This window comes from Metabacillus sp. SLBN-84 (assembly GCF_053629595.1).
In genome coordinates, this window is the sequence record NZ_JBRJIP010000001.1 from 1,676,405 (window position 1) to 1,703,179 (window position 26,775).

Annotated in this window: 28 protein-coding genes; 26 read left to right on the forward strand and 2 right to left on the reverse strand. The window is 45.0% G+C overall.

What is annotated here, in order from left to right; genetic code table 11:
* Nucleotides 1-16: 16 nt before the first annotated feature.
* From fur to lysA, 18 genes are all read left to right on the forward strand, one after another.
* A complete protein-coding gene (gene fur, locus RKD52_RS08450) occupies nucleotides 17-481 on the forward strand; it encodes a ferric iron uptake transcriptional regulator (RefSeq protein WP_369733846.1) in 465 nt (154 codons plus the stop codon).
* Between the two features lie 100 nt (nucleotides 482-581).
* On the forward strand, nucleotides 582-812 hold the full coding sequence (locus tag RKD52_RS08455) for a YqzK family protein (protein WP_029280067.1): 231 nt from the start codon (nucleotides 582-584) through the stop codon (nucleotides 810-812).
* Nucleotides 813-818: 6 nt separating this feature from the next.
* Complete coding sequence (gene xerD / locus RKD52_RS08460) at nucleotides 819-1,712, forward strand: site-specific tyrosine recombinase XerD (protein WP_029280070.1); 894 nt, start codon at nucleotides 819-821, stop codon at nucleotides 1,710-1,712.
* A 212-nt stretch (nucleotides 1,713-1,924) separates the two neighbouring features.
* The gene (gene deoB, locus RKD52_RS08465) at nucleotides 1,925-3,112 is read left to right on the forward strand and encodes a phosphopentomutase (protein ID WP_454099374.1); all 1,188 of its coding nucleotides are present in this window, start codon (nucleotides 1,925-1,927) and stop codon (nucleotides 3,110-3,112) included.
* Between the two features lie 13 nt (nucleotides 3,113-3,125).
* Nucleotides 3,126-3,959: a purine-nucleoside phosphorylase gene (locus tag RKD52_RS08470; RefSeq protein ID WP_454099375.1), complete on the forward strand. Its 834-nt coding sequence runs from the start codon at nucleotides 3,126-3,128 to the stop codon at nucleotides 3,957-3,959.
* Nucleotides 3,956-5,260, forward strand: coding sequence for a pyrimidine-nucleoside phosphorylase (locus RKD52_RS08475; RefSeq protein ID WP_454099376.1), 1,305 nt, complete (start codon nucleotides 3,956-3,958; stop codon nucleotides 5,258-5,260). Before RKD52_RS08470 ends, RKD52_RS08475 begins: the two co-directional genes overlap by 4 nt.
* A 117-nt stretch (nucleotides 5,261-5,377) precedes the next feature.
* Complete coding sequence (locus RKD52_RS08480) at nucleotides 5,378-6,538, forward strand: D-alanyl-D-alanine carboxypeptidase family protein (RefSeq protein WP_369733840.1); 1,161 nt, start codon at nucleotides 5,378-5,380, stop codon at nucleotides 6,536-6,538.
* A 110-nt stretch (nucleotides 6,539-6,648) separates the two neighbouring features.
* Nucleotides 6,649-7,002, forward strand: a complete 354-nt coding sequence (gene spoIIAA, locus RKD52_RS08485; protein ID WP_029280080.1) for an anti-sigma F factor antagonist — start codon at nucleotides 6,649-6,651, stop codon at nucleotides 7,000-7,002.
* Nucleotides 6,999-7,439: an anti-sigma F factor gene (gene spoIIAB, locus RKD52_RS08490; RefSeq protein WP_369733839.1), complete on the forward strand. Its 441-nt coding sequence runs from the start codon at nucleotides 6,999-7,001 to the stop codon at nucleotides 7,437-7,439. The genes spoIIAA and spoIIAB overlap by 4 nt, the downstream gene beginning before the upstream one ends.
* An 11-nt stretch (nucleotides 7,440-7,450) precedes the next feature.
* Complete coding sequence (sigF, locus tag RKD52_RS08495) at nucleotides 7,451-8,209, forward strand: RNA polymerase sporulation sigma factor SigF (protein ID WP_029280082.1); 759 nt, start codon at nucleotides 7,451-7,453, stop codon at nucleotides 8,207-8,209.
* A gap of 709 nt (nucleotides 8,210-8,918) precedes the next feature.
* On the forward strand, nucleotides 8,919-9,539 hold the full coding sequence (locus RKD52_RS08500; RefSeq protein ID WP_454099377.1) for a stage V sporulation protein AA: 621 nt from the start codon (nucleotides 8,919-8,921) through the stop codon (nucleotides 9,537-9,539).
* On the forward strand, nucleotides 9,529-9,951 hold the full coding sequence (locus RKD52_RS08505) for a stage V sporulation protein AB (RefSeq protein ID WP_454101171.1): 423 nt from the start codon (nucleotides 9,529-9,531) through the stop codon (nucleotides 9,949-9,951). The genes RKD52_RS08500 and RKD52_RS08505 overlap by 11 nt, the downstream gene beginning before the upstream one ends.
* Before the next feature lie 17 nt (nucleotides 9,952-9,968).
* Nucleotides 9,969-10,418, forward strand: coding sequence for a stage V sporulation protein AC (gene spoVAC, locus RKD52_RS08510; protein ID WP_369733835.1), 450 nt, complete (start codon nucleotides 9,969-9,971; stop codon nucleotides 10,416-10,418).
* A 22-nt stretch (nucleotides 10,419-10,440) separates the two neighbouring features.
* Entirely contained in the window at nucleotides 10,441-11,475 is a 1,035-nt protein-coding gene (spoVAD, locus tag RKD52_RS08515) for a stage V sporulation protein AD (protein ID WP_454099378.1), read from the forward strand.
* Nucleotides 11,463-11,813: a stage V sporulation protein AE gene (gene spoVAE, locus RKD52_RS08520; RefSeq protein WP_029280091.1), complete on the forward strand. Its 351-nt coding sequence runs from the start codon at nucleotides 11,463-11,465 to the stop codon at nucleotides 11,811-11,813. The genes spoVAD and spoVAE overlap by 13 nt, the downstream gene beginning before the upstream one ends.
* 9 nt (nucleotides 11,814-11,822) lie before the next feature.
* The gene (locus RKD52_RS08525) at nucleotides 11,823-12,431 is read left to right on the forward strand and encodes a stage V sporulation protein AE (RefSeq protein WP_454099379.1); all 609 of its coding nucleotides are present in this window, start codon (nucleotides 11,823-11,825) and stop codon (nucleotides 12,429-12,431) included.
* Nucleotides 12,388-13,866, forward strand: a complete 1,479-nt coding sequence (locus RKD52_RS08530; protein WP_454099380.1) for a spore germination protein — start codon at nucleotides 12,388-12,390, stop codon at nucleotides 13,864-13,866. The genes RKD52_RS08525 and RKD52_RS08530 overlap by 44 nt, the downstream gene beginning before the upstream one ends.
* 136 nt (nucleotides 13,867-14,002) lie before the next feature.
* Nucleotides 14,003-15,325 carry a diaminopimelate decarboxylase gene (gene lysA / locus RKD52_RS08535; RefSeq protein ID WP_454099381.1) on the forward strand — a complete coding sequence of 441 codons (1,323 nt, stop codon included), beginning with the start codon at nucleotides 14,003-14,005 and terminating at the stop codon, nucleotides 15,323-15,325.
* A gap of 241 nt (nucleotides 15,326-15,566) precedes the next feature.
* Here the strand turns inward: lysA and RKD52_RS08540 are convergent, their stop codons facing one another.
* Nucleotides 15,567-16,418: an aldo/keto reductase gene (locus RKD52_RS08540; protein WP_454099382.1), complete on the reverse strand. Its 852-nt coding sequence runs from the start codon at nucleotides 16,416-16,418 to the stop codon at nucleotides 15,567-15,569.
* Between the two features lie 226 nt (nucleotides 16,419-16,644).
* On the opposite strand from RKD52_RS08540, the gene RKD52_RS08545 reads away from it, so the two are divergent.
* From RKD52_RS08545 to RKD52_RS08570, 6 genes are all read left to right on the forward strand, one after another.
* The gene (locus RKD52_RS08545) at nucleotides 16,645-17,565 is read left to right on the forward strand and encodes an AraC family transcriptional regulator N-terminal domain-containing protein (protein WP_454099383.1); all 921 of its coding nucleotides are present in this window, start codon (nucleotides 16,645-16,647) and stop codon (nucleotides 17,563-17,565) included.
* A 398-nt stretch (nucleotides 17,566-17,963) separates the two neighbouring features.
* Nucleotides 17,964-19,406 (forward strand): GntP family permease, encoded by a 1,443-nt coding sequence (locus RKD52_RS08550; RefSeq protein WP_454099384.1) that lies wholly within the window; start codon nucleotides 17,964-17,966, stop codon nucleotides 19,404-19,406.
* 30 nt (nucleotides 19,407-19,436) lie between these two features.
* Nucleotides 19,437-20,138: a CoA transferase subunit A gene (locus tag RKD52_RS08555; protein ID WP_454099385.1), complete on the forward strand. Its 702-nt coding sequence runs from the start codon at nucleotides 19,437-19,439 to the stop codon at nucleotides 20,136-20,138.
* Nucleotides 20,139-20,153: 15 nt separating this feature from the next.
* Nucleotides 20,154-20,807, forward strand: coding sequence for a CoA transferase subunit B (locus tag RKD52_RS08560; RefSeq protein WP_454099386.1), 654 nt, complete (start codon nucleotides 20,154-20,156; stop codon nucleotides 20,805-20,807).
* Nucleotides 20,808-20,837: 30 nt separating this feature from the next.
* Nucleotides 20,838-21,623 (forward strand): 3-hydroxybutyrate dehydrogenase, encoded by a 786-nt coding sequence (locus RKD52_RS08565; RefSeq protein ID WP_454099387.1) that lies wholly within the window; start codon nucleotides 20,838-20,840, stop codon nucleotides 21,621-21,623.
* A 135-nt stretch (nucleotides 21,624-21,758) separates the two neighbouring features.
* Complete coding sequence (locus RKD52_RS08570; protein WP_454099388.1) at nucleotides 21,759-23,183, forward strand: sigma-54 interaction domain-containing protein; 1,425 nt, start codon at nucleotides 21,759-21,761, stop codon at nucleotides 23,181-23,183.
* Between the two features lie 39 nt (nucleotides 23,184-23,222).
* Here the strand turns inward: RKD52_RS08570 and RKD52_RS08575 are convergent, their stop codons facing one another.
* A complete protein-coding gene (locus RKD52_RS08575; protein ID WP_454099389.1) occupies nucleotides 23,223-24,104 on the reverse strand; it encodes a DUF1002 domain-containing protein in 882 nt (293 codons plus the stop codon).
* 171 nt (nucleotides 24,105-24,275) lie between these two features.
* Here RKD52_RS08575 and RKD52_RS08580 point away from each other — a divergent pair, with 171 nt between their 5' ends.
* Both RKD52_RS08580 and RKD52_RS08585 read left to right on the forward strand, forming a co-directional pair.
* On the forward strand, nucleotides 24,276-24,710 hold the full coding sequence (locus tag RKD52_RS08580) for a peptidylprolyl isomerase (protein ID WP_029280109.1): 435 nt from the start codon (nucleotides 24,276-24,278) through the stop codon (nucleotides 24,708-24,710).
* Between the two features lie 182 nt (nucleotides 24,711-24,892).
* The gene (locus RKD52_RS08585; RefSeq protein ID WP_454099390.1) at nucleotides 24,893-25,810 is read left to right on the forward strand and encodes a nuclease-related domain-containing protein; all 918 of its coding nucleotides are present in this window, start codon (nucleotides 24,893-24,895) and stop codon (nucleotides 25,808-25,810) included.
* Nucleotides 25,811-26,775 lie beyond the last annotated feature (965 nt).

Genomic DNA, 26,775 nt, shown 5'->3' on the forward strand with positions numbered 1-26,775 from the left:
AGGGAGGAATGTGTGTATGGAAAGCAGAATTGAGCGGATAAAAAAGCAGTTGCATTCATCCAGCTACAAGCTGACTCCTCAGCGCGAAGCTACTGTCAGAGTACTGCTTGAGCGCGAAGAAGATCACTTGAGTGCTGAAGATGTTTACCTCCTCGTTAAGGAAAAAGCGCCAGAGATTGGTTTAGCAACTGTTTATCGTACGTTGGAGCTACTTACAGAACTTAAAATTGTCGATAAAATAAACTTTGGAGACGGCGTATCGCGCTATGATTTGAGAAAAGAAGGCGCAGCGCACTTTCATCATCATCTTGTCTGCATTGAATGCGGCGCGGTCGCTGAAATAGAAGAAGATCTTCTTGAGGATGTAGAACAGATTGTTGAGCGGGACTTTCAATTTAAAATTAAAGATCACCGTCTGACCTTTCACGGCATTTGCCGCCGGTGTCAGGAGAAAGAACAGAAGGATGAAGAGCAGGAGTAAACCTTTCCTAATTATTGGAGAGGTTTTTTTGCGTTTTTTCGTATAAAGTTTGTCCTTTTTGGCATATGTTTAGGTAAGATGCCGGGTTCTTAAGGAGGCAATGCGAGTGAGAGCAGCACGGACCATGTTTGATATGATCAAAGTGTTTATTTTGTTTACCGGATTTACGATTCTTTTCTATTATGCTATCATTTGGGTTAACTTAGAGTATGAAGAAATGCACCGCTATGACCAGCCCGAGGGTGCAGCGCTTAAGGTCACCAAGATGGTGGCCGATGAAGAGGAGCACTGGCTGAACAGGCTGCTTTTCTTTTACTTAAACGGGGAGTAGAGGAAATTGAAAGATCAAATTCAGGATTTCATGCATTACCTGGTGGTGGAGCGGGGGCTTTCCCACAATACCATTGTTTCGTATGAACGTGATTTAAAAAGCTACCATCACTATTTGACTGAAAAAGAAGAGCTTTCGTCTTTTCAGGACGTGACGCGACTTTCAATTATCCATTTCTTAAAATCCTTAAAGGAAGCGGGAAAATCAAGCAAAACGATCGCCCGGCACACTGCTTCCATCCGCAGCTTTCACCAGTTTCTTTTAAGAGAAAAGGCCGCAGACCACGATCCTACTGTACATATTGAATCTCCCCAGGTCGAACGGACCCTTCCTAAAGTGCTTTCACTGACAGAAGTTGAAAAACTGCTTGATACGCCAAAACTTACTTCGCCGTTTGGCTACAGGGATAAAGCCATGCTTGAGCTGCTTTACGCGACAGGCATACGGGTGAGTGAGATGATTAACCTTGATATAACCGACGTGCATCTAACGATGGGTTTTGTCCGCTGCATCGGAAAAGGCAATAAAGAGCGGATTGTTCCGATTGGAAGAACCGCTGCAGAAGCGCTTGAGACGTACATCGACAGGGGAAGAACAAAGCTTGCATCGAAGAAAAACCAGACAGATGCCCTGTTTTTAAACCATCACGGAAACAGAATGACACGCCAGGGCTACTGGAAGAATCTGAAGAAGCTTGCTCTTGAAGCAGGCATCAGCAAAGAGCTTACGCCGCATACTCTCCGCCATTCGTTTGCAACGCATCTTCTAGAAAATGGAGCAGATCTCCGGGCAGTGCAGGAAATGCTTGGCCATGCAGATATCTCCACAACTCAAATTTACACACACGTTTCAAAGACAAGACTGAAAGACGTCTACAGACAATATCATCCAAGAGCATAAGCCATCCTTAGGGGTGGCTTTTTATCATTTTTTTGCCAAAAAGGTTTTCGAACAAATAAAACAAGGAAAAAGAAAGATAATGATTGTCAGAATCCGTGAAAACGGTTTATACTTTAGATGTCAGACTTCTGACCAATGAAAACGCGTAAATCAATCTTCATCGATTTGGAAATGGTAGTAAAGAGCAACTTTAAGTCATAAGGAGGATCTACATGTCTGATTATACATATAAAAGAGTTTTTCTGATCGTCATGGATTCAGTCGGCATCGGGGAAGCACCGGATGCAGCTGATTTTGGCGACAAAGGCTCCCACACACTCGGCCACATTGCAGAGCATATGAAAGGCCTTAACATGCCGAACATGGCAAAGCTTGGACTGAGCAACATAGAAGAAATCGAAGGAATTCCTGCTCAGGAAAAACCGCAGGCATTCTATACAAAAATGAAGGAAGCTTCAAACGGCAAGGATACGATGACTGGTCACTGGGAAATCATGGGCCTTCGTATTGATACACCGTTTAAAGTGTTTCCGGACGGTTTTCCTGATGAACTGATTTCTGCTATAGAAGAAAAAACAGGCAGAAAAGTGATTGGAAACAAGCCTGCATCGGGAACGGAGATTCTGGATGAACTCGGCGAAGAGCATATGAAAACCGGAGCGCTGATTGTCTACACATCTGCGGATTCAGTTCTTCAGATTGCGGCTCATGAGGACATCATACCGATTGAAGAGCAGCTAAAAATCTGTGAAATGGCACGCGAGATGACCCTTGATGAAAAGTATATGGTCGGACGCGTCATTGCCCGTCCTTTTGTCGGAAATCCGGGAGATTTCAAGCGTACGGCAAACCGCCACGACTATGCGCTGAAGCCATTTGAGCGCACAGTTATGAATGAGCTTCAGGACGGCGGGCTCGACGTCATTGCCATCGGCAAAATTTCGGATATTTATGACGGTGAAGGCATTACAGATGCGCTCCGCACGAAATCCAATATGGACGGAATGGATAAAATCGTTCAGACGGCAGACCGTGATTTTACTGGCTTAAGCTTTGTAAACCTTGTTGATTTTGATGCGCTGTTCGGGCACAGAAGAGATCCTGAGGGATATGGACGTGCACTTGAAGAATATGATGCACGCCTGCCTGAATTAATGTCCAAATTAAATGAAGATGACCTGCTCATCATTACGGCTGACCACGGAAATGACCCTGTTCATCATGGGACAGACCATACACGTGAATATGTTCCGCTTTTGGTGTACAGCCCGCGCATGAAGCAGGGCACGGAACTGCCTGTCCGCGAAACATTTGCTGATATCGGCGCAACGATTGCCGACAATTTTAAAGTGACTATGCCAAAGCATGGAAAAAGCTTTTTGAGCGAATTGAAAAACTAAGGGGGAACGTGACATGCTGCAAGAAATCAAACAGTCTGCAGAATTCATGAAGGAAAAAATAAAAAATCTTCCTGAGATCGGTCTGATTCTTGGATCTGGTCTTGGTGTTCTGGCGGATGAAATCGAAAATCCGGTTAAAATTCCATATGAGGACATTCCAAACTTTCCGGTATCCACTGTTGAGGGTCATGCCGGACAGCTTGTATTCGGAACGCTCAAAGGAGCAAACGTTGCTGCTATGCAGGGCCGTTTCCACTTTTACGAAGGCTATGACATGAAAAAAGTGACGTTCCCTGTTCGTGTTTTAAAGGAAATGGGCGTAAAAACGATTATCGTCACTAATGCAGCAGGCGGGGTGAATGAATCATTTCAACCCGGTGATTTAATGATTATCTCTGATCATATCAATAATATGGGGACTAGCCCGTTAATCGGACCAAATGATTCAGACCTTGGCGTGCGTTTCCCTGACATGTCCCAGGCCTATAGCCGCAAACTGAGAACTCTTGCTAAAGATGCTGCCGCAGAGCTTGGGATCAAAGTACAGGAAGGCGTGTATGTTGGAAATACAGGACCTGCTTATGAAACACCTGCAGAAGTTCGTCTCGCGAGAGTGCTTGGCGGCGATGCGGTCGGCATGTCTACTGTGCCTGAAGTTATTGTAGCGAACCATGCAGGAATGAACGTGCTTGGCATTTCCTGTATTTCAAACATGGCTGCCGGTATTCTGGACCAGCCGCTTTCACATGACGAAGTAATGGAAACAACAGAAATGGTAAAAGCGAACTTCCTGAATTTAGTGAAGAAGATCGTTTCAGATATTCACAGCGAGGTGGAGAAAAAATGAGAATTGTTGACTTAATTGAAAAAAAACGTGACGGAAAAGAACTGACAAATGAAGAAATCAGCTTTATCATCAAAGGCTATACAAACGGTGACATTCCTGACTATCAAATGAGTGCTCTTACAATGGCGATCTTTTTTAAAGGCATGACAAAAGAAGAGCGCGCAAACTTAACGATGGAAATGGTTCATTCAGGCGACACGATTGACCTCAGCAAGATTGAAGGCATCAAGGTTGATAAGCACAGCACAGGCGGAGTCGGCGATACAACGACACTTGTTCTTGGACCTCTTGTCGCTGCAGTCGGCGTGCCGGTTGCGAAAATGTCAGGACGCGGTCTTGGCCACACTGGCGGAACGATTGATAAACTTGAAGCCGTACCTGGATTCCACGTTGAAATTGAAAACGAAGAGTTCATTAAGCTTGTAAACCAAAACAAAATCGCGGTTATCGGCCAGAGCGGCAACTTAACTCCTGCTGATAAAAAGCTTTACGCTCTTCGTGACGTAACAGCTACTGTTGACAGCATTCCGCTGATTGCAAGCTCCATTATGAGCAAAAAAATTGCAGCAGGCGCAGATGCAATTGTTCTTGATGTAAAAACAGGCGCAGGCGCATTTATGAAAGACCTTGATGATGCAAGAGAGCTTGCACAGGCAATGGTTGAGATCGGAAATGCAGTCGGACGCAAAACGATGGCCGTTATTTCTGATATGAGCCAGCCGCTTGGCTACGCAATCGGAAATGCCCTTGAAATCAAAGAAGCGATTGATACGTTAAAAGGAGAAGGTCCGGAAGATCTTCACGAGCTGTGCTTAACTCTTGGAAGCTACATGGTATTCCTTGCAGAAAAAGCGTCATCACTTGAAGAAGCGCGCAGCATGCTTGAAGAAGTGATTCAAAACGGAAAAGCTCTTGAAACGCTCAAAGTTTTCCTTGAAGCACAGGGGGGAGACGGTTCAGTTGTTGATGACCCGAGCAAAATGCCGCAGGCAAAATACAAGGTTGAACTTCCTGCAAAAGAAGACGGCTATGTATCTGAAATCGTAGCAGATTCTGTAGGGGTTGCTGCGATGTGGCTTGGAGCCGGACGCGCTACGAAAGAATCTGAAATCGACCTTGCAGTCGGTCTGATGCTGAACAAAAAAATTGGAGAGGCCGTCAAAAAAGGCGATTCTCTAGTGACTATTTACAGCAACCAGGAAGATGTGGAGCAAGTAAAAGCAAAGCTTTATGAGAGCATCAAAGTGTCACAGCAGTCAGTGGAAGCACCGCCGCTTGTGCATGATACAGTAAAAGAATAAGAACAGCCAGAGCCGGGATGAACTCCCGGCTTTTTGCATGCAAAAATTTTGGTATCCATAAGTATATTTTTTCATCACATGGAAAAAATGGGAAGTATATGAATGGAGGGCTTGGAGATGAAACGTCTACTATCAACCGCAGTGCTCAGCACCATGATATTGACCATTGCAACACCTGCTTTTGCAGAAGAAGGCTCAGTCCAGCTTGCGGATAAAGCAAAATCGGCTGTGCTGATCGAACGCGACACCGGCAACATTCTCTATGATAAAAACAGTGATGAAAAGCTTCCTCCGGCGAGCATGACAAAAATTATGACCATGCTGCTGATTATGGAAGAGATCGATAAAGGGCAGCTGAAAATGGACGAAAAAGTCCGCACAAGCGAATACGCCGCTTCCATGGGCGGATCCCAGATTTTTCTTGAACCGGGAGAAGAGATGACTGTTCATGAAATGCTTAAAGGAATTGCAATTGCATCCGGAAATGATGCGTCTGTTGCCATGGCCGAGCGCATTTCCGGCTCAGAAGATGCATTTGTAGAAAAAATGAACAAACGCGTGAAAGCGCTTGGACTGAAGAATACAGCTTTTCAAAATCCAACAGGCCTGCCTGAAAAAGGTCATTACAGCACAGCACATGACATGGCCGTGATGGCGAAAGAACTGCTGAAGTTTGAAAAAATCACACAATACACCGGATCTTATGAAGACTACCTTCGCGAAGATACCGATAAAAAATTCTGGCTCGTCAACACGAACCGCCTTGTAAAATTTTATAAAGGCGTCGACGGTGTGAAAACAGGCTTTACAAATGAAGCAAAATACTGCCTGACTGCCACTGCCAAAAAAGACAACATGCGTGTCATTGCCGTTGTTATGGGAGCACCGACTCCAAAAGACAGAAATGCACAAGTGACAAAAATGCTTGATTACGCATTCAGCCAATATGAAACGCACCCTCTGTTCAAACGGAACGAAGTCGTTGCAAAAATGAAGATCAGCAAAGGAAACAGCAAAACGCTAAATCTTGTCACATCTGAACCGATTTCAGTACTGACGAAAAAAGGCGGAAGTGTAAAAGATGTCACTCAGGAAGTTGTCATGAAACAAAATCTTCAGGCGCCGCTTAAAAAAGGCGATGAGCTTGGAAAATTGATTCTGAAAAAAGACAGCAAAACCGTTGTTGAAAGCCCTCTTGTAGCAGAAGGCGATATCGAGCAGGCCGGCTGGTGGACACTCTTTAAACGAGTTCTTTCAGACTTTACGAAATCAGGCTGAAAACAGAAACTGGCTAATGTTGGCGAATAGGCACTAGTTTTGTCACAGGGCAGGAAAAAAGCGTCAAAACCTCGAAACTGACTATATCCGGAATTTAGGGAGGAATAGGGATGAGTCTAGCAGTAGAGCTTGATGTCAAACAATCTGTCCTGTGCATTCGTCTGATCGGTGAACTCGATCATCATACCGCGGAAGAACTGCGCCAGAAAGTGACAGACATTCTTGCATCTGAAAATGTTCAGCATATCGTACTGAACCTTGAGCACCTGTCTTTTATGGACAGTTCAGGGCTTGGCGTCATTTTGGGAAGATACAAACAAGTGAAGCAAATCGGCGGGGAAATGGTTGTCTGTGCCATATCGCCGGCAGTCAAACGCCTGTTTGATATGTCAGGCCTGTTTAAAATCATCCGTCTGGAATCGTCTGAAGAAAGAGCGCTCGTCACATTGGGGGTGGCATCATGAGAAATGAGATGAACCTTCAATTTTCCGCGCTCAGCCAGAACGAATCCTTTGCACGGGTGACAGTTGCGGCATTTATTGCCCAGCTTGACCCGACACTTGATGAACTGACTGAAATCAAAACGGTCGTATCTGAGGCGGTCACAAACGCCATCATTCACGGCTATGACAACGACCCAAGCGGAATTGTCTATATTTCTGTCACACTGGAAGACAGCATTGTCAAACTGTCCATCCGCGATGAGGGTATGGGAATCAGCGATGTAGAAGAAGCAAGACAGCCTCTTTATACAACTAAGCCGGAACTTGAACGGTCAGGAATGGGCTTTACCATCATGGAAAACTTCATGGATGAAGTGGAAATTGAATCGTCAAAATCCCGCGGAACATCGGTAAAGCTTACAAAACACTTATCGAAAAGCAAAGCTTTAGTAAACTAAGGAGACTTGCTATGGATGTGGAGGTCAAGAACGATATCTCGAAAACTCAGCTTAAGGACCATGAAGTAAAGGAACTGATCAAACGCAGCCAGGAAGGCGATCAGACGGCAAGAGATACGATTGTTGAAAAAAACATGCGCTTAGTGTGGTCTGTCGTTCAAAGATTCCTGAACAGGGGCTATGAAGCAGATGACCTGTTTCAAATTGGCTGTATCGGCCTTTTAAAATCGGTTGATAAATTTGACCTGTCCTACGACGTTAAATTTTCAACCTATGCGGTTCCGATGATTATCGGCGAAATTCAGCGCTTTATCCGGGATGACGGCACAGTAAAGGTGAGCCGCTCTCTAAAAGAACTGGGCAACAAAATCAGAAGAGCAAAAGATGATTTATCAAAATCGCTCGGCAAAATGCCGACTGTCTCTGAGATCGCAGACTACCTTGAGATCACACCTGAAGAAGTCGTTCTTGCACAGGAAGCCGTACGCGCGCCATCCTCCATCCACGAAACCGTCTACGAAAACGATGGCGACCCAATCACCCTTCTCGATCAAATCGCTGACTCGGGCGAGACGAAGTGGTTTGACAAAATCGTCCTGAAAGATGCCATAAAAGAACTCGATGAGCGGGAAAAGCTGATCGTGTATCTCAGATACTACAAAGACCAGACCCAATCAGAAGTGGCCGAACGCCTCGGCATCTCACAGGTGCAGGTATCCCGGCTCGAAAAAAAGATCCTCCAGCAGATGAAAGACCGGATGGATCAATAATTTTTCAAAAAGACATATCATGCGATGTGTCTTTTTTGAGTTTTCGAAAATACTAAGTGAGATGGATTGAGGTTGAGGTGGCAGCAGGCTGTGAACGATACCCGGATTTTGAGAGTTGGTAGTAAAACCTGAAAAGTTGGTAGTAATTCAACGAATGTTGGTAATTGCAGCTGAGTAGTTGGCAGTAAATCAGGAGAAGCTGGTAGCAAATGCGGAAATCTGATTGCTGACGGGGCGCTTGCGGCACAGGATCGGACATTGAATTGATTGCCGACTGCAGGAACCGCAAAATCGGAAGATAATCGGAAATCTGCAGCCGTATTATTGCCAATCTGCTTCAAAATTTTAAAGGTTGGTTGTAAAAATCGGAAAGTTGGCTGTATTTCACGAAAGTTGGTAGTTGCAGCAGAGAAGTTGGTAGTAAATCAGGAGAAGCTGGTAGTAAATGCGGAAACCTGATTGCTGTCAGACTGCCGGCAGCACACAATCGTGCAATTGATCGCTTATTTGAAGCTGTATTTCAAACTTAATTCGAATTTTCCTTTAAATCGCATCACCATTTCCCCCTCCAGCCGCATTTTCGCGCACAGCCCCGAGTACTCCCTTAATAAAAACTCCTTTGGTAATTAATGGCCCGCTGCAAGTTGCATGATATAAATTCTTCCAATGCATACTACAGGTACAATCCTATTTTCAGGAAGTGAATGTGATGGAAAAAACGGTATACATCCGGCTGCGTCACAGAGTGCAGGTCCGTCCTGACGATTGTATTACCGTCTCAAAAATTGCTCAGATTGTGGCTGAAGAGGAGCTCCGGACCCGGATATCAACTCTTGTTGTTCACAGGGTAGAGCCGAGTGATAAGAATATCGTCGTGATTGATGTCATGCGGGTGCTTGCAGAGGTACATAAGACAGACCCGGATATTGATGTTCAGGCTGTTGGGCCTGCGCAGACAATTGTGGAGATTGTGTTTCAGAAAAAATCGTATTCGCCTGTTTTGTTCGCGCTTGTCTGGATTCTGCTCTTTGTCGGAGCTGCGCTTGCGATTATGAATTTTCATGAAGATGTCAGCATGCAGCTTGTGCATAAACGGCTGTATACGATTATTACGGGAAAAACGTCTGAGCATCCGCTTCTTCTGCAAATCCCATATTCGATCGGACTCGGTCTTGGGATGATTCTGTTTTTCAATCATCTCTTTAAAAAGAGAATTAATGAAGAGCCCAGTCCGCTTGAGGTCGAGATGTTCAATTATCAGCTCGACATGGATATGTATGTGTCCATGAAAGAAAACAAAGAAAGCATGAAAAAAATTGATGATCATTAACCTTCTGATCACGATGCTGATCGGGCTTGCAGGGGGTCTTGCTGTAGGGTCGGGGTTTGTCGCATTTTTAGCGGTTCTCGGGATCATTCCCCGTCTCACCCAGCTGACGAAAACCGTCGATATGATTCAGGCGTACGAGTGGGCCATTGTAGCCGGGGCCATTACAGGGGGATGGGTCAGCTTAAGGGATTCGAAACTGTTCTTGCCGGAGTTTTTTCTTTTGCCCGTCGGCTTAATCAACGGGATCTTTATCGGCATGCTTGCCGCAGCGCTCACTGAAGTACTGAATGTTTTTCCGATTCTCGCAAAAAGAATCGGGATTGCCGACAAGATTGTCATTCTCTTAATGGCGATTGTGTTTGGAAAAGTGGCAGGGTCCCTGTTTCACTGGATCTATTTCGTCTATCAATAATTCCGGGAGGAGAAAACATGGCAAATTTAAAGGACGATTACAAAAACAAGGTAAAGACGTATCAGCCGAAGCCGCCGTATTTTTTGAACTGCCTGAAGGCTTTTTTAGTGGGAGGTCTGATCTGCACGCTTGGCCAGGCCATATCAAACATGTATATTCACTTCTTTAATTTTACGGAAAAAACCGCCGGAAACCCTACGGTCGCAACACTTATATTAATTTCAGCTCTCCTTACGGGTTTTGGCATCTACGACAGGATCGGCCAGTTTGCAGGAGCCGGTTCAGCCGTGCCTGTTACCGGCTTTGCCAATTCTATGACAAGTGCGGCCCTTGAGCACAGAAGTGAAGGGATTGTGCTCGGAGTTGCGACAAACATGTTTAAGCTTGCCGGGTCGGTCATTGTTTTCGGTGTTGTGGCAGCGTACGTGGTAGGGATTATCAGATATGTTTACGGACTGGCATTTTAAAAAGAAGGAGGGGCTATAAAAAATGAGATTAACCGGTAAGCAGACGTGGGTTTTTGAAAATCCTGTTTATGTTCAGTCAAGCGGAACGGCTGTCGGGCCAAAAGAAGCAGATGGACCGCTCGGCAGCGGATTTGATAAAACATATGACAATCTCCACTGCAATGAGGACAACTGGGAACTTGCGGAACGGCGGCTGATGGAGGATGCGATCGTTTTTGCCCTGAAGAAAGGAAATTTCACAAAGGAAGACATTGATTTTTTCCTTGCAGGAGATCTCCTCAATCAGAACGTGACAGCAAACTATACAGCAAGGCATAACAAGATCCCTTTTCTCTGCATGTTTGGAGCATGCTCAACCTCCATGGAAACACTGGCTGTGAGTTCGGCGCTAGTTGACGGGGGATTTGCAAACAGGGTGTTAGCCGCTACGAGCAGCCATAACGCAACAGCAGAGCGGCAGTTCAGGTACCCTACCGAATATGGCGGTCAAAAGCCGAAAACAGCACAGTCCACCATTTCAGGTTCAGGAGCCGTCATTGTCAGCCGCGACGAGAGTGACATCAGAATTACGTCAGCGACCATCGGCAGTGTGGCAGACCTTGGAATAACGGATCCCTTTGATATGGGATCTGCGATGGCACCAGCGGCTGCGGATACCATTGCGCAGCACTTTAAAGACTTAAACGTATCTCCAGCCGAGTACGATTTGATTGCAACGGGCGATCTGGCTTCTGTTGGCAGCCCGATCTTGAAGGATCTTTTAAAAGAAGAAGGATTTGACGTCTATGCCAATCATAACGACTGCGGCATTATGATTTACCGGCCTGACCAGAACGTGTTTGCAGGGGGCAGCGGCTGCGGATGTTCGGCTGTTGTCACGTATAGCCATCTTTTTAACGAAATGAGAAACGGCAATTTGAAAAAAGTGATGGTGGTCGCAACGGGCGCTCTCTTAAGCCCGACGATGATTCAGCAAAAAGAATCCATTCCGACAATTGCTCATGCAGTTGTTTTCGAGAGAGTGGACAGGGGTGGGAACAATACATGGAATACTTAATTGCGTTTGCGGTAGGCGGGGCCATATGTGTCATCGGCCAGATTCTCCTTGATTTTGCAAAGCTTACACCGGCACATGTTATGAGTACGTTCGTCGTGTCAGGTGCGATTCTTGACGGCTTCGGCATTTATGATAATTTTATAAAATTTGCAGGAGCAGGCGCCACCGTTCCGATTACAAGCTTCGGCCATTCCCTTTTGCACGGGGCAATGAAGCAGGCGGAGGAACACGGCATTATCGGGATCGGAATCGGTATTTTCGAACTGACATCTGCAGGGATCTCAGCTGCTATTGTGTTTGCTTTTTTCGTGGCACTTATTTTTAAGCCGAAAGGATAAGATCATCCTATGACAGAGACAAGAAGGGTCATTATCGTGACAGATGGAGATGTGTATGCGGCCAAAACGATTGCTTATGCGGCAAAGAAAGTCGGCGGCAGATGCATTTCCCAGTCTAAAGGAAATCCCACTTTTTTGACAGGTCCGGAGATTGTGAAGCTAATCTTAAAAACCCCATATGACCCTGTCTTTGTCATGTTTGATGATTGCGGTCTTTTAGAGGAAGGTCCGGGTGAAAGAGCGCTTATACATGTGGCGGAGCATCCTCAAATTGAAGTGCTTGGGGTCATCGCCGTTGCAGCGAAAACGCACGGATCTGAATGGACGAATATTGATGTATCCATCGACCGGGACGGACAGATTTCCGAATATGGGGTCGATAAAAGCGGCATAAGAGAATTTGAAGTTGGAAAAATGACGGGAGACACCGTTTATTGCCTGGACAGACTGAATGTGCCGATTATCGTCGGAATCGGCGACATTGGAAAAATGTCCCGAAAAGACAGCGTTGACCGCGGTTCTCCAATCACCATGAAAGCAGTTGAATTAATCCTGGAAAGGAGCGGTATGGCAGATGAGCGAAAAAAAAGCAGAACAGAAGACGAAAATTTCATCTAAACTATCCGTCAATGAAAACTATTTTAAAAACCATGTCGGGTTAAATCAAAGCTTTGACCTGGGTGTCCGGAAAATTTTTGTCCTGGGCGTAGAGGTCAATATGTACTACGTGACAGGCCTTTGTGATACTTCTTTTCTGATTCCGATTTTAAAAGAACTCGTCGAAATCAATGACTTTGAGTTTGAACGGATGAAAGTCAATGAAATTATCGAAAATAGGCTTGCCCATCAGCAGGTGCAAAAGCTTAAAACGATGGATGAAGCAGTCGATCAGGTCCTTTCCGGATTAGTTGTCTTCATGATTGAAGGCTTTGATTACGGAATTGTCGTTGATGTGCGGAGCTATCCCGGCAGAAACCCTGAAGAACCGGATACAGAAAAAGTGGTCCGGGGTTCAAGAGACGGTTTTGTTGAAAATATCATTGTGAACACTGCTTTGATGCGCAGAAGAATCCGGGATGAAGGCTTGCGTTTTTCGATGATGAAAATCGGTGAACGCTCGAAAACGGATGTATGCTTGTGCTACATAGAAGATGTTGCAGACCCCGATATGGTTGACGTGGTAAAAAAAGAGCTTGAGACCATTAAGATAGACGGACTTACGATGTCAGATAAAACGGTGGAAGAATTCCTGGTGAAACAGGGATATAATCCGTTTCCTCTTGTCAGGTACACAGAGCGGGCTGATGTTGCGGCCAATCATTTGCTTGAAGGGCATGTATTAATTATTGTTGATACATCTCCAAGTGTGATCATTACGCCAACCACGTACTTTCATCATGTTCAGCACGCGGAAGAATACCGCCAGGCCCCTGCTGTCGGAACGTTTTTAAGATGGGTGAGGTTTCTCGGCATCATAGGATCGATTTTTATCGTCCCTCTATGGTTTGCTTATGTGCTTGAACCATCGCTTTTGCCTGAAGCAATCAATTACATTGGTCCTAATGAAAAGAAAAATATTCCGATAGTCGTACAGCTGTTTCTCGCTGATCTGGGAATCGAATTTTTAAGGATGGCGGCCATTCATACTCCGACCGCATTATCTGTTGCCATGGGCTTAATTGCGGCAGCTCTCATCGGACAGATTGCCATTGATGTCGGACTTTTTGTTCCCGAGGTCATTCTCTACGTGGCGATCGCTGCCATCGGGACATTTGCAACACCAAGTTATGAGCTCAGCATTGCCAATAAAATGGTGAGGCTGGTACTCCTTGTGGCGGTTGCACTGTTTCACGCAGAAGGACTTGTCGTCGGGACTACCTTGATTTTCTTATACTTGGCGAGCATCAGATCGTTGAACACGCCATATCTATGGCCGTTCCTTCCATTTAACGCCAAAGCTCTGTGGCAGGTTTTCATCCGTACATCGGTGCCAGGGGCAAAGGTCAGACCAAGCATCGTACACCCCCAGAATATCAGGAAACAGCCGCGCTAAAAGGATTGAAAGTGCAGGGATTTTGTGATATTGTAAGCTTAATTTACCTGAAGGACCAGAAGTGCGGAACAGCTGTTCACCCAAAAGGTAGCAGCTGTTCTTTTGTCCTTTTACGGAATGAAAGAGGGATGCTAAATTGTTCTTACACGGAAGCAGCAAAGTCAACGAGCAGAATCACCTTGAAATCGGGGGAGTAGATGCAACTGAACTTGCATCTAAATATGGTACACCTCTTTATATTTACGATGTCGCGCTTATTCGCGAACGTGCGAGAAGCTTTAAACATACATTTGAAAAACTTGGCGTGAAGGCGCAGGTTGCCTATGCAAGCAAAGCGTTTTCATCCGTTGCCATGTTTCAGCTGGTCGAAGTAGAAGGACTTTCCCTTGATGTCGTATCAGGAGGAGAGCTTTATACAGCTGTAACAGCAGGCTTTCCGGCAGACAGAATTCATTTCCACGGCAATAATAAAAGCAGAGAAGAGCTGGAAATGGCGATCAAGCTGAACATAGGCTGCGTTGTTGTTGACAATTTCAGAGAAATCGAGCTTATTAAAGAAATTGCCGCTCAGGTAAAAACGACTGTGCCCGTTCTATTGAGGGTAACTCCAGGTGTTGAAGCGCATACACATGACTACATTACGACCGGACAGGAAGATTCAAAATTTGGCTTTGACCTTCAAAACGGCCAGGTAGAACGCGCGATGGAAAGTGTTCTTTCATCAGATGCATTCGATCTTCTCGGCTATCACTGCCATATTGGTTCACAGATCTTCGATGCAACGGGTTTCGTTCTGGCTGCTGAAAAAATCTTCACTAAAGTGACGTACTGGAAAGAAACGTTTCAGTATGAACCGAAAGTGGTCAATCTAGGCGGCGGATTCGGCATCCGCTATACAGAAGAAGATGAGCCGATGCCGGCAACGTATTATGTTGAAAAAATCGTTGAAAGCATCAAGCAGCAGGTGAAGGAAAGCGGGATTGCCATGCCTGAGATCTGGATTGAACCGGGCCGTTCGCTTGTAGGTGACGCCGGCACAACCATTTATTCCATCGGCTCAGAAAAAGTGGTGCCGAATGTCCGCAAATATGTCTCTGTCGACGGCGGCATGAGCGACAACATCCGTCCTGCCCTTTACCAGGCAAAATACGAAGCAGCCCTTGCGAACCGCATGAATGATCCAAAGGATGACTCGGTTTCCATCGCCGGCAAATGCTGCGAGAGCGGGGACATGCTTATTTGGGATCTTCCTCTGCCTCAAGCAAATCCCGATGATCTGCTGGCAGTCTTCTGCACAGGTGCATACGGATACTCCATGGCAAACAACTACAACCGCATTCCGCGTCCGCCGGTTGTTTTTGCAGAAAATGGAGAAGCACAGCTTGTCATTAAAAGAGAAACGTATCAGGATCTGGTCGCACTGGATCTGCCGTTAAAATCAAAAGTGTCTCAATGCTGATAGATTGAAAAAACCGCTTCCGGTTGGGGGCGGCTTTTTTTTATTTTGGAGGGAGGAAAAAGGCTGGGCTAAACAGTGAAAGCACCTCTATAAATGTGGGGAATACTAAGCCGCTCTCAATTAGAAAAAAGCAAATAAAAATCACACTGACGCTGAACTTTTCTCTCTGAGTTAAATACCGTTTGTCCTCATTACATAGAACGTTTTTAGTTGGTATCCTCATTCAACCTTAAAAGGACAATTAAATATCAAGCTTACGGGTACCAATCCATTTCACCATTTCAGGTTCCCGATGTGAAAAGAATAAACTTTCTTTCGTATCCAGGGCAGCAATTTGCTCCATATCCTCCTTGTTTAATTCAAAGTCAAAGATATTGAAGTTTTCAATGATTCTTTCCTTATGGACAGACTTCGGAATCGCAGCAACTCTTCTTTGGGTCAGCCAGCGTAAAGCCACCTGAGCGACGGATTTATTGTACTTTTCAGCAATCGATACCAAAATTTCATTTTGGAAGAAGTTGTTTTTTCCTTCGGCAAATGGTCCCCAAGACTCAATTTGAACATTATTCTCTTTCATAAATTTGTGACTTTCAATTTGTTGATTGAAAACATGTGTTTCGACTTGATTGACGGCAGGAACCACTTCATTATGAATGATTAAATCAATTAGGCGGTCTGAATGGAAGTTGCTTACTCCGATTGCTCTAATCTTCCCGGTGCGGTACAATTCTTCCATTGCTCTCCATGAACCATGTACATCGCCGAACGGCTGATGAATCAAATACAAATCTAAGTAGTCCAATTGAAGTCTTTCAAGTGAATTGGCAAATGCTTTCTTTGTTCTTTCATAACCAGCATCCTGAACCCAGAGTTTTGTGGTGATGAACAATTCCTCTCTCGGCACTCCACTTCGTTTAATTGCTTTGCCAACTGCTTCTTCATTTAGGTAAGAGGCAGCAGTATCAATTAGACGATAACCCGCCATTATCGCATCGTAAACAGCTTGTTCACATTCTCTTTCATCTTGAATCTGAAATACGCCAAAACCGAGTATCGGCATTTCAACGCCATTATTTAAAGTTACTTTTTGCATATTTTTTCTCCCTCTCTTTTTGTAAATAGTAATTTTGATTACAATACATGATTTGCTGTTTCCGTTATTCTTAGATCGGTAACTTTGTTAATACATAACTATATTAACCGAAAAAGGTTAAACTTCCTTTGTCTAATCATCGCAATTCATTGCCTGATCCTCTCAAAAACATATTTTTATGTTTTATAATAGAGATAATAACGACAAGTAGAACTAGGAGGATATTATGTCTGAACCAACGTATAGACAGCAATTTGAGCTTTGCGAACTCATTGAGCGTCAAACTGATAAGGACGGTGCACACATGACTGCAGTTCCATCTTTATATTTTGCGCGTTACTCTACTATTACTAAACCAAAATTCGGAGTGTACAAACCCTCCTTATGTATTGTGGCTCAAGGAGCAAAAGAAGTCTTATTATCAGAGGAGCGTTTCCGGTATAGTCCTGTTGATTATCTAATTTCTTCTGTTAATCTTCCTGTTACAGCGCAAGTAACGGAAGCAACTTTTGAAGTTCCTTATTTGGCTGTTATTCTTAACTTTACTCCCAGTGAAATTCTATCTGTTTTACGAGAATCTCGGATGGAAGTATATAAAAGGGAAAATCCTAAGCGGGGAATGTATGTCAGCAAAATGGATACATCTTTGCTGGACACAGTAATCAGATTAGTCCGTTTGCTGAATCATCCAAAAGATATCCCTGTACTTGCACCTCTCATTACTAAAGAGATAATCTATAGGATTCTGCAAGGAGAGCACGGAGCTGCGCTAGGTCAAATTGCAATAAAGGGAAGCTCAGCAAATTTAATCAGCGATGTAATTGAACATATTTTGATTAATTATGAGAAGTCTTTAAAGATTGAGGAACTGGCGGAAATAGCTAACATGAGTGTTTCATCCCTGCACAGGCACTTTAAAGAAGTTACTGCTATGAGTCCTATTCAATTCCAAAAGCGATTGAGACTACAAGAAGCTCGACACCTGTTACTATCCGAATCAATAGATGCGACTGAAGCAGCATTTCGGGTAGGCTATGAAAGCCCATCACAATTCAGCCGTGAATATTCTCGTATGTTTGGTTTACCGCCAAAGGAAGATAGTAACCGCCTCAAGGAGACTTATGAGCATGGCGTTGGATCTGAATAAATACAGCCGATTTTATGAAATGCATATTCTGGTTCTACATCTTGTAAGGTTTTTAGGGTAATCAGACTCTTTATCTCAAAGCCTATTTCCGTATTTCCGGAATATTCCGCTATTACGGAATGGAATGAGACGCATTTCCGAAATTGCGGAAAAAATCATCCTTTTAAAATTGAATTTTCAATCTTATAGTAACTAACAAGCCAAGCGGTCACTGAATTTAAGTCAATTTTCCGAATTTTTTATGAAGAAAGGCTATGTTGGCACGCATCTTGCAAGTTATAACTGTGAGCTGGTCATTTGGATGGGTAGCGCAAGCGGGCAGGGGTACCTAATTTGTAAGCGCTTTCCATTAAAGGGTCTGCTTATGCAGAAGAACACTTAGGCTAAGGGGGATGTTTGTGGAAATCATTATTATTTTATTGTCGCTGAGTTTATTGATGTTTGTGGCATACCGGGGATTTTCGGTTATTTTGTTTGCTCCGATCTGTGCACTGTTTGCCGTGCTGCTGACAGATCCGAGTTATGTCCTGCCGTTTTTCTCCAATGTGTTTATGGAAAAAATGGTCGGGTTCATTAAACTTTACTTTCCTGTGTTCCTGCTTGGGGCCATTTTTGGGAAAGTTGTTGAAATGTCAGGCCTTGCTGAATCGATTGCCAAGACGATTGTCAAACTTGTCGGTGCAAAGAGAGCCATTCTTGCCATCGTTCTGATGGGTGCGATTTTAACGTACAGCGGCGTCAGTCTGTTTGTTGTTGTGTTTGCCGTCTATCCATTTGCGAAGAACCTTTTCATCCAGGCAGACATTCCAAAACGCCTGATTCCGGGAACGATTGCTCTCGGTGCCTTTACTTTTACAATGGATGCCCTTCCAGGTACTCCGCAGATTCAAAACGTAATCCCGACTACTTTCTTCAAAACAGATATTTATGCAGCGCCAGTTCTTGGGATTATTGGTGCCATCTTCGTCCTGGCGTTTGGTATGTGGTATTTGGAATCCAGACGCAAAAAAACTGAGAAAGCCGGAGAAGGATATGCCGGATTTCATTCAGAGACGGCTGCCGGGCTTGATCCTGAGATCGTCCGCGAAAAGGAAGAGGCGACATTATCGGCTGGAACTGAACCGAGTGTGGCGCGCCAGATTTTGGCTTTTGTGCCGCTGATTCTTGTTGGAGTCATGAATAAATTTTTCACAGTTTCATTTCCAAAATGGTATCCGAACGGATTTGATTTTTCTGCCATCGGGCTTGAAGCGTTCGGAAAAATCGAACTGCCGTCTGTTGTAGCCATCTGGTCTGTTGAACTTGCGCTGTTAATTGGAATCATTGCTACGATTGCTTTTGACTGGAAAGCTGTAACCGCCAACATTAAAGAAGGTCTGAATGCCGGTATCGGCGGTGCCCTGCTTGCAGCTATGAATACAGGCGCTGAGTACGGGTTCGGCGGCGTTATTGCTGCATTGCCTGGATTTAAAGCAGTAAGCAACGGAATTTCTTCTACTTTCACAGATCCGCTCGTAAACGGTGCGGTTACGACGACGACACTTGCAGGTATTACCGGCTCTGCATCAGGCGGTATGGGAATTGCGCTTAGCGCGATGTCTGATAAGTACCTTGAGGCGATTGAAAAGTTCAATATTCCTCCTGAGGTTATGCACAGGGTCATTTCGATGGCATCCGGCGGTATGGATACGCTTCCTCACAATGGAGCGGTTATCACGCTTCTTGCTGTTACCGGATTGACTCACAGACAATCCTACCGTGATATTTTTGCCATTACGATTATTAAAACAGTTGCCGTGTTTGTCATCATCGGAATTTACAGCCTATTCGGTCTAGTATAAAAAAACATCGGGGAAAGAGAGGGAACAGTGATGGGGAAAGGGAAAGTGCTCGATTCATTTGAACAGGCAATAGAAAAAATAGAAGACGGTGCAACATTGGTCGTTGGAGGCTTCGGCCTCTGCGGCATTCCGGAAAAAGCGATTCTGGCATTAAGAGATAAAGGGGTAAAAGACCTGACAGTTGTCAGCAATAACTGCGGAGTGGATGACTGGGGTCTCGGCCTTCTTCTCGCCAACAAACAAATTAAGAAAATGATGTCCTCTTATGTAGGGGAAAACAAAATTTTTGAACGACAGTATTTAAGCGGCGAACTGGAAGTGGAACTGATTCCGCAGGGAACGCTCGCCGAGAGAATGAGAGCGGGCGGTGCAGGCATTCCGGGTTTTTATACAGCCACAGGGGTGGGAACAAAGGTCGCAGAAGGAAAAGAACATAAGAATTTTGACGGCCGGACCTATATTCTTGAAAGAGGGATTGTCGGTGATTTTGCCCTCGTAAAAGCGTGGAAAGCAGATACCCTCGGCAATTTGGTCTTCCGGAAAACATCAAGGAATTTTAACCCGGTAGCTGCAATGGCAGGGAAAATAACGATTGCAGAAGTGGAAGAAATTGTAGAAGCAGGCGAACTGGATCCGGACGAAATTCATACACCGGGCATCTATGTCCAGCATGTATTGCTTGGATCAAACTATGAAAAGCGCATTGAACGCCTGACTGTGCGCCAGGCATAAGGGGGAGGCAAAAACATGAATGACAGCAGACGGAAAATGGTGCAGAGAGCAGTAAAAGAAATTCAGGACGGAATGAACGTGAATCTCGGAATCGGAATGCCGACGCTTGTGGCTAACGAAATTCCGGATGATTACAATGTTCTTTTGCAATCAGAGAATGGCCTCCTTGGAATCGGTCCTTACCCGGTTTCCGGAACAGAAGACCCAGACCTGATCAACGCAGGAAAAGAAACGGTGACAAGTGTACCTGGAGCTTCCTACTTCGACAGTGCCGAATCCTTCGCCATGATCCGCGGAGGGCATATTGACCTTGCTATTCTTGGGGGCATGGAGGTATCTGAAGAGGGGGACCTTGCCAACTGGATGATCCCGGGGAAAATGGTAAAAGGAATGGGCGGTGCCATGGATCTTGTAAACGGCGCAAAAAGAATCATTGTCATTATGGAGCATGTGAATAAATACGGCGAATCCAAGGTGAAGAAGGAATGCAGCCTTCCGCTGACAGGGAAGCATGTAGTCAACCGCCTCATTACAGATCTTGCGGTCTTTGATTTTGCGGATGGTGCGATGGAGCTTGTCGAACTGCAGGACGGAGTGACCATTGAAGAGGTAAAAGAGAAAACAGAGGCCGCGTTTACGGTCAACCAATCATTGATGACCGCCCATTAAGGCGAGCTACAGACAGAAAGGAACATGGCGATGAACCAATTACTCAGCGGAAAAACAGCGCTGATCACAGGCGCTGCAGGCGGGATCGGCTTTGAAATAGCAAAAGAGTATGCAAGAGAAGGTGCTGCGGTCGTAATTTCAGATATTAATAGAGAAGCAGCAGAAGCAGCGGCATCAAAGCTGAAGGGTGAAGGATTTGAATCCATTGCGGCAGCGTGCGATGTAACAAAGGAAGACGAGATGATTGGAGCAATCGAAACCGTCCAAAAGCAATATGGACGACTGGATATTCTGGTCAACAATGCAGGACTGCAGCACGTTTCTCCAATTGACGAATTTCCGACTGACCGGTTTGAATTTCTGATTAAAGTCATGCTGACAGCTCCGTTTGTCGCAACAAAGCATGCTTTCCCGATCATGAAAAAACAAAAATTCGGCAGAATCATCAACATGGCATCCATAAACGGAGTCATCGGTTTTGCTGGAAAAGCGGCATATAACAGCGCCAAGCATGGTGTCATCGGATTAACAAAAGTAGCGGCGCTTGAAGGGGCAGAACATGGCATTACCGTAAACGCACTTTGCCCAGGCTACGTGGATACACCGCTTGTGCGCAATCAGCTCGCAGACCTTGCAAAAACAAGAAATGTAGAGCTCGAACGCGTGCTCGAGCAGGTCATCTATCCGCTTGTTCCCCAAAAGAGACTGCTCGCTGTTCAGGAAATTGCGGATTATGCCGTCTTCCTTGCAAGCGACAAAGCGAAAGGAATAACTGGTCAGGCAGCGATTCTTGACGGCGGGTATACGGTTCAATAAGAGTGAAAAAAAGACAGCGTGCCATGCTGTCTTTTTTATATGCTGAATCTCTTAATCTATTGATTTTTGTCAATGCGTCCGTGTAAGATGAACATAAAATGTAAACGGTTTATAGAAAGGAAAGAGGTGGAGAGAATGAAAGGGCTCATGGAAAAGCTTCCTGCAGACTGGATCGAAGAGGTCGTCAACTTAGCAGCTGAATGCATGGTAGTAGTGGATCATGAGGGGACAGTTCTTTATCTCAACTCTGCCTATTGTGAATTCTTACATGTGAATGCGGAAGAATCAATCGGAAAGCCTGTTCAGGATGTGATTGAAAACACGAGAATGCAGATTGTGGCCAAAACCGGACAGGCTGAGGTGGCGTCCATTCATCCTATTAAGGGAAGCGAAATGATTGCAAACCGTTATCCTCTCTATGTAAAAGGCGAACTCGTTGGCGCGGTGGGAACGGTCATGTTCCGCAATGCGCAGGAATGGATTGACTATTCAAAGAAAATTCAGCCGATCATGGAAGAGTTAAACTATTATAAAAGAAAATTTGAAAAAGAGCTCTTCAGCAAATATCATTTCGGGGATCTTGTGGGAAACAGTCCGAAATTCACGGAAGCAAAAAGGTTGGCAGAAAGAGTTTCAGACAGTCAGTCAGCCGTGCTCCTCCTGGGAGCGTCCGGAACCGGAAAAGAACTGTTTGCGCATGCCATCCATCAGACAAGCGGCAGAAAATTTGCCCCATTTATGAGAGTGAACTGTGCATCCATCCCCGAGCACCTTTTTGAATCGGAAATCTTCGGGTATGAAGAAGGCTCCTTTACCGGTGCTAAAAGAGGAGGAAAAAAAGGGAAATTTGAGCTCGCGCACGGGGGCACGATTTTTCTCGACGAGATTGGTGACCTTCCCCTGCAGATGCAAAGCAAGCTGCTTCGCGTACTGCAGGAAAAAGAGATTGAACGCATCGGCGGCAGGGGGCCTGTTCAAATTGATGTCAGGGTCATTGCCGCTACCCACAGGAATCTGGAGAAGATGGTTTTGGGCGGAGAATTCAGAGAGGACCTCTACTACAGGCTGAATGTCATAAAAATTGAGATTCCCTCCCTTGCAGACAGAAAGGAAGACATTGTTCCAATCTCAAGAGTTCTTTTGAAAAAACTCGAGACGAAATTTCACAGATATGGCTTGGATTTATCAGAAGAAGCGATGCATGATCTTGAACGGCATACATGGCCCGGAAACATCCGGGAACTTGAAAACGTGCTCGAACGGGCTGTAAATGTGCTCGACGGACAAATCATCTTACCTGAACATCTGCCTCTTTATCTTCAGAAAGAAGAACACAGCCAGAGCATGCCATACACTGCCGGCTTGCCGCTGCAGCCAGTAAACAGAAACACGTTCGAAGGTCCTGTGAAACCGCTAAAGAGCATTGTAGCTGATGCTGAGAAGGGAGCCATTCTCCATGCTTTATCAGAAGCAAAAGGAAACAAATTGGAGGCGGCAAAGCTTCTTGGCATTGGGAAAACAAGCTTTTATGAAAAATGCAGAGAATATGAAATCAGATAAAAAACAGCCTGCAGAAATAGTTTCTGCAGGCTGTTTGCGTCAGGCATTATCTTTATTGCTGAAAATAGCGATGATCGCATCCCAAAGAGCAATAAAAAACTCTTTCAGCTGATCAAGGAAGTTTTGGCCTTCCTCTGAATCTATGAATTTTGAAATCTTGTCTTTTGCCTGATCAAGCTGCTGTCCTACTTGATTCCAGTCGATGTTGACGTCTTTCATTTTATTGAACAAAGCAACAAGGCTGTTGATCTCTTCTTCAGACAGCGTAATGCCAAGGTCGTTTGCTGATGTTTCAATCAGTTCGCGGAACTCGGCATCTGTCTCAGGAACTCCGTTGTTCGCGATTTCTTCTTTAATTTTAGCCATAAGTGCACTGGCGTTTTCCTGTCCGACTTTGTCGCCTAGCTCAGCTGTTTTGACAAGTTCTTCGTTCGCCACCTGTTTCACATCTTCCGGAATAGCCTCATCTGAACTTACTTCATAAGCTTTCAGCAAACCTGTCAAAGCTGCTGTGCCGGATACCTCAAACGGTGCTGAAACCTGGATGGAAGCATCTTTTACGCCCGCTGTCATCAGGGCGTTCAAATACATTTCATCCGTTACCCAATTGACATTTTTCGTATTGACTTCAAGCCCTGCGCCGCTCTCTTCAATCGTAATGGCTGAAGAGGAAATCGCTCTCGTCCCAATTTGCGCCTTCGGAATATAGTTTCCGAGATATTTATGTTCTTCTTCGTTTGTCACTTCTATGACTTGAGCACTGTCATCCGCTCCCATTTCAGAAAGCATGGAATCCTTCTGTGCTTCTGTTAAGTTCTTTCCAAGTGTAATAATTTTGTCTCCGGGTGCTGCATCGGCAAGTCCCATTGACGGAAAAGCAAGCAGTGCCAGTGAGAATGCAGTAATCATTATCTTTTTCAAAAAAAGACCTCCTTCTTTATGACAGCAATCTTCATTATAATCTGTTTATCGGTTTGGCGACAGGTTTTTTCAGGAAAACAGCGAACTGTTTGGCTTTATGAAACGTTATATAGTAGAATGAATAACGTTCAGTCTATTAGACGAAAAAAAGATGCAGGAGGTTTCATACATATGAAAAAAGGTCAAATCACAATGGAAAACGGCGATCAAATGGTGATCGAATTTTATCCTGAAGCAGCACCTAAAACAGTAGAAAACTTTGAAAAGCTTGCTAACGAAGGCTTCTACAACGGCGTAACATTCCACCGCGTTATCCCTGGCTTCGTTGCACAAGGCGGAGATCCAACTGGAACTGGCGCAGGCGGCCCTGGCTACTCAATCAAATGTGAAACAGCAGGAAACCCTCACAAGCACGTTGCCGGAGCTCTTTCAATGGCGCATGCAGGAAAAGACACAGGCGGAAGCCAATTCTTCATCGTTCACGAGCCTCAGCCTCATTTGAACGGCGTCCATACTGTATTCGGACAAGTTGTTGAAGGACTAGACAACGTCTACAAAATCAAACAGGGCGATGCAATGAAAGAAGTTAAAGTCTGGGAAGAATAAGATAGATGGAAAGCTGTCCTTATGCGGGCGGCTTTTTTTGTTTGCATTTGTGCACGGGTGAATGTCCCGGATTGTTTGGTCCAAACAACTAATTAAGTTATGTGGATTGACAGATAACTTGATTTTCATGATTTGCCGGAATCTTCTTCTTATCATACGATGGCGGAAAAGGAGGAATGCATTTGAAAGATCTTCGAGAATCAAAAGAGCTGCTGATGTACCGGAAGCTGAATGCCCGAAAGGCTTTAGATGCTGAAGAAGCAGTGCACTTTCTTAACCTTGAAAAAGGGTTTGAAGGGGAAAGACAGTTTGAGGCGTGGCTGAAACTTCATCAGGGGAACGGAATCATTCTGAGTGATTTGCTGCTTGAAACCAATCAAACAACCTATCAGATCGATTCCTTGTACATTTCGCCGCAAAAAATCTATTTGTTTGAAGTAAAGAACTTCGAAGGAGATTATCACCTGGATAAAGATAAGTGGCTATCTCCTGTGAAAAAAGAAGTCAAAAACCCTTTGCTGCAGCTGCATAGAAACGAAACCCTCTTTCGAATTCTGCTTCAGGAACACCGTTTTCAGCTGCCTGTAGAAGCAATCCTGGTTTTTATCAATCCCCGCTTTCACCTCTATCAGGCATCGTCCACACACCCCATCATATTCCATTCCCAGCTGGACCGTTTTGCAAAAACACTAAAAAAGAATAGTGCCGCCCCGCTTAAAGCCATTCACTCGAAGCTTGCGGAGAAGCTTTTGACACTTCATCAGGAGGAATCCCGTTTTGAGCGGCTGCCTGAGTATCGATATGACGAGCTTGAGAAGGGGGTGGGGTGCGGGTTTTGCGGGTCAATCTACTCTACTTTCCAAAACTCCAAGTTTCATTGCTCCAATTGTGAATTCGCGGAATCTCATTTTCCAGCCATCCTGCGTGCGATAGAAGAATTTCAGTTTCTCTTTCCTGAAAGAAAGCTTACTGTTGAGCAGGTTTGGGAATGGTGTCATTTGGTAAAATCAAAAAAGACCATCAGGAAGATCTTAACCAATCATTTTTTACAGACAGGTAATGGCAGAGCAATTCATTATGTGCCACGTGAAAAAGTGTAAATTTAGTTAAATCCTCCTCCGCAAAGCGGAAAAAACAGGTGAGCTGGGTAAGCAAAGGGAAGAATCTTACCCCGCAAAGAGGAAAAAGCGGGCGAGCTGGGTAAGCAAAGGGAGGAATCTTACCCAGCAAAGCGGAAAAAACGGGTAAGCAGGGTAAGCAAAGGGAGGAATCTTACCCCGCAAAGCGGAAAAAACGGGTCAACTGGGTAAGCAAAGGGAGGAATCTAACCCCGCAAAGCGGAAAAAACGGGTAAGCAGGGTAAGTAAAGGGAGGAATCTTACCCAGCAAAGCGAAAAAAACGGGTAAGCAGGGTAAGCAAAGAGAGGAATCTTACCCAGCAAAGCGGAAAAAACGGGTCAACTGGGTAAGCAAAGGGAGAAATCTTACCCCGCAAAGCGGAAAAAACGGGTCAACTGGGTAAGCAAAGGGAGGAATCTTACCCAGCAAAGCGGAAAAAACGGGTCAACTGGGTAAGCAAAGGGAAGAATCTTACCCCGCAAAGAGAAAAAAGCGGGCGAGCTGGGTAAGCAAAGGGAGGAATCTTACCCAGCAAAGCGGAAAAAACAGGTAAGCAGGGTAAGCAAAGGGAGGAATCTTACCCAGCAAAGCGGAAAAAACGGGTCAACTGGGTAAGCAAAGGGAGGAATCTTACCCCGCAAAGCGGAAAAAACGGGTCAACTGGGTAAGCAAAGCTAGGAATCTTACCCAGCAAAGCGGAAAAAGCGGGTGAGCAGGGTAAGCAAAGGGAGGAATCTTACCCCCGCAAAGCGGAAAAAACGGGTCAACTGGGTAAGCAAAGGAAGGAATCTTACCCCGCAAAGCGGAAAAAGCGGGTGAGCAGGGTAAGCAAAGGGAGGAATCTTACCCAGCAAAGCGGAAAAAACAGGTGAGCAGGGTAAGTAAACGCATAAAACGTACTCTCAAAAAACCAGTATCCTTTTCTAAGCTGAAAATTCAATCTCCA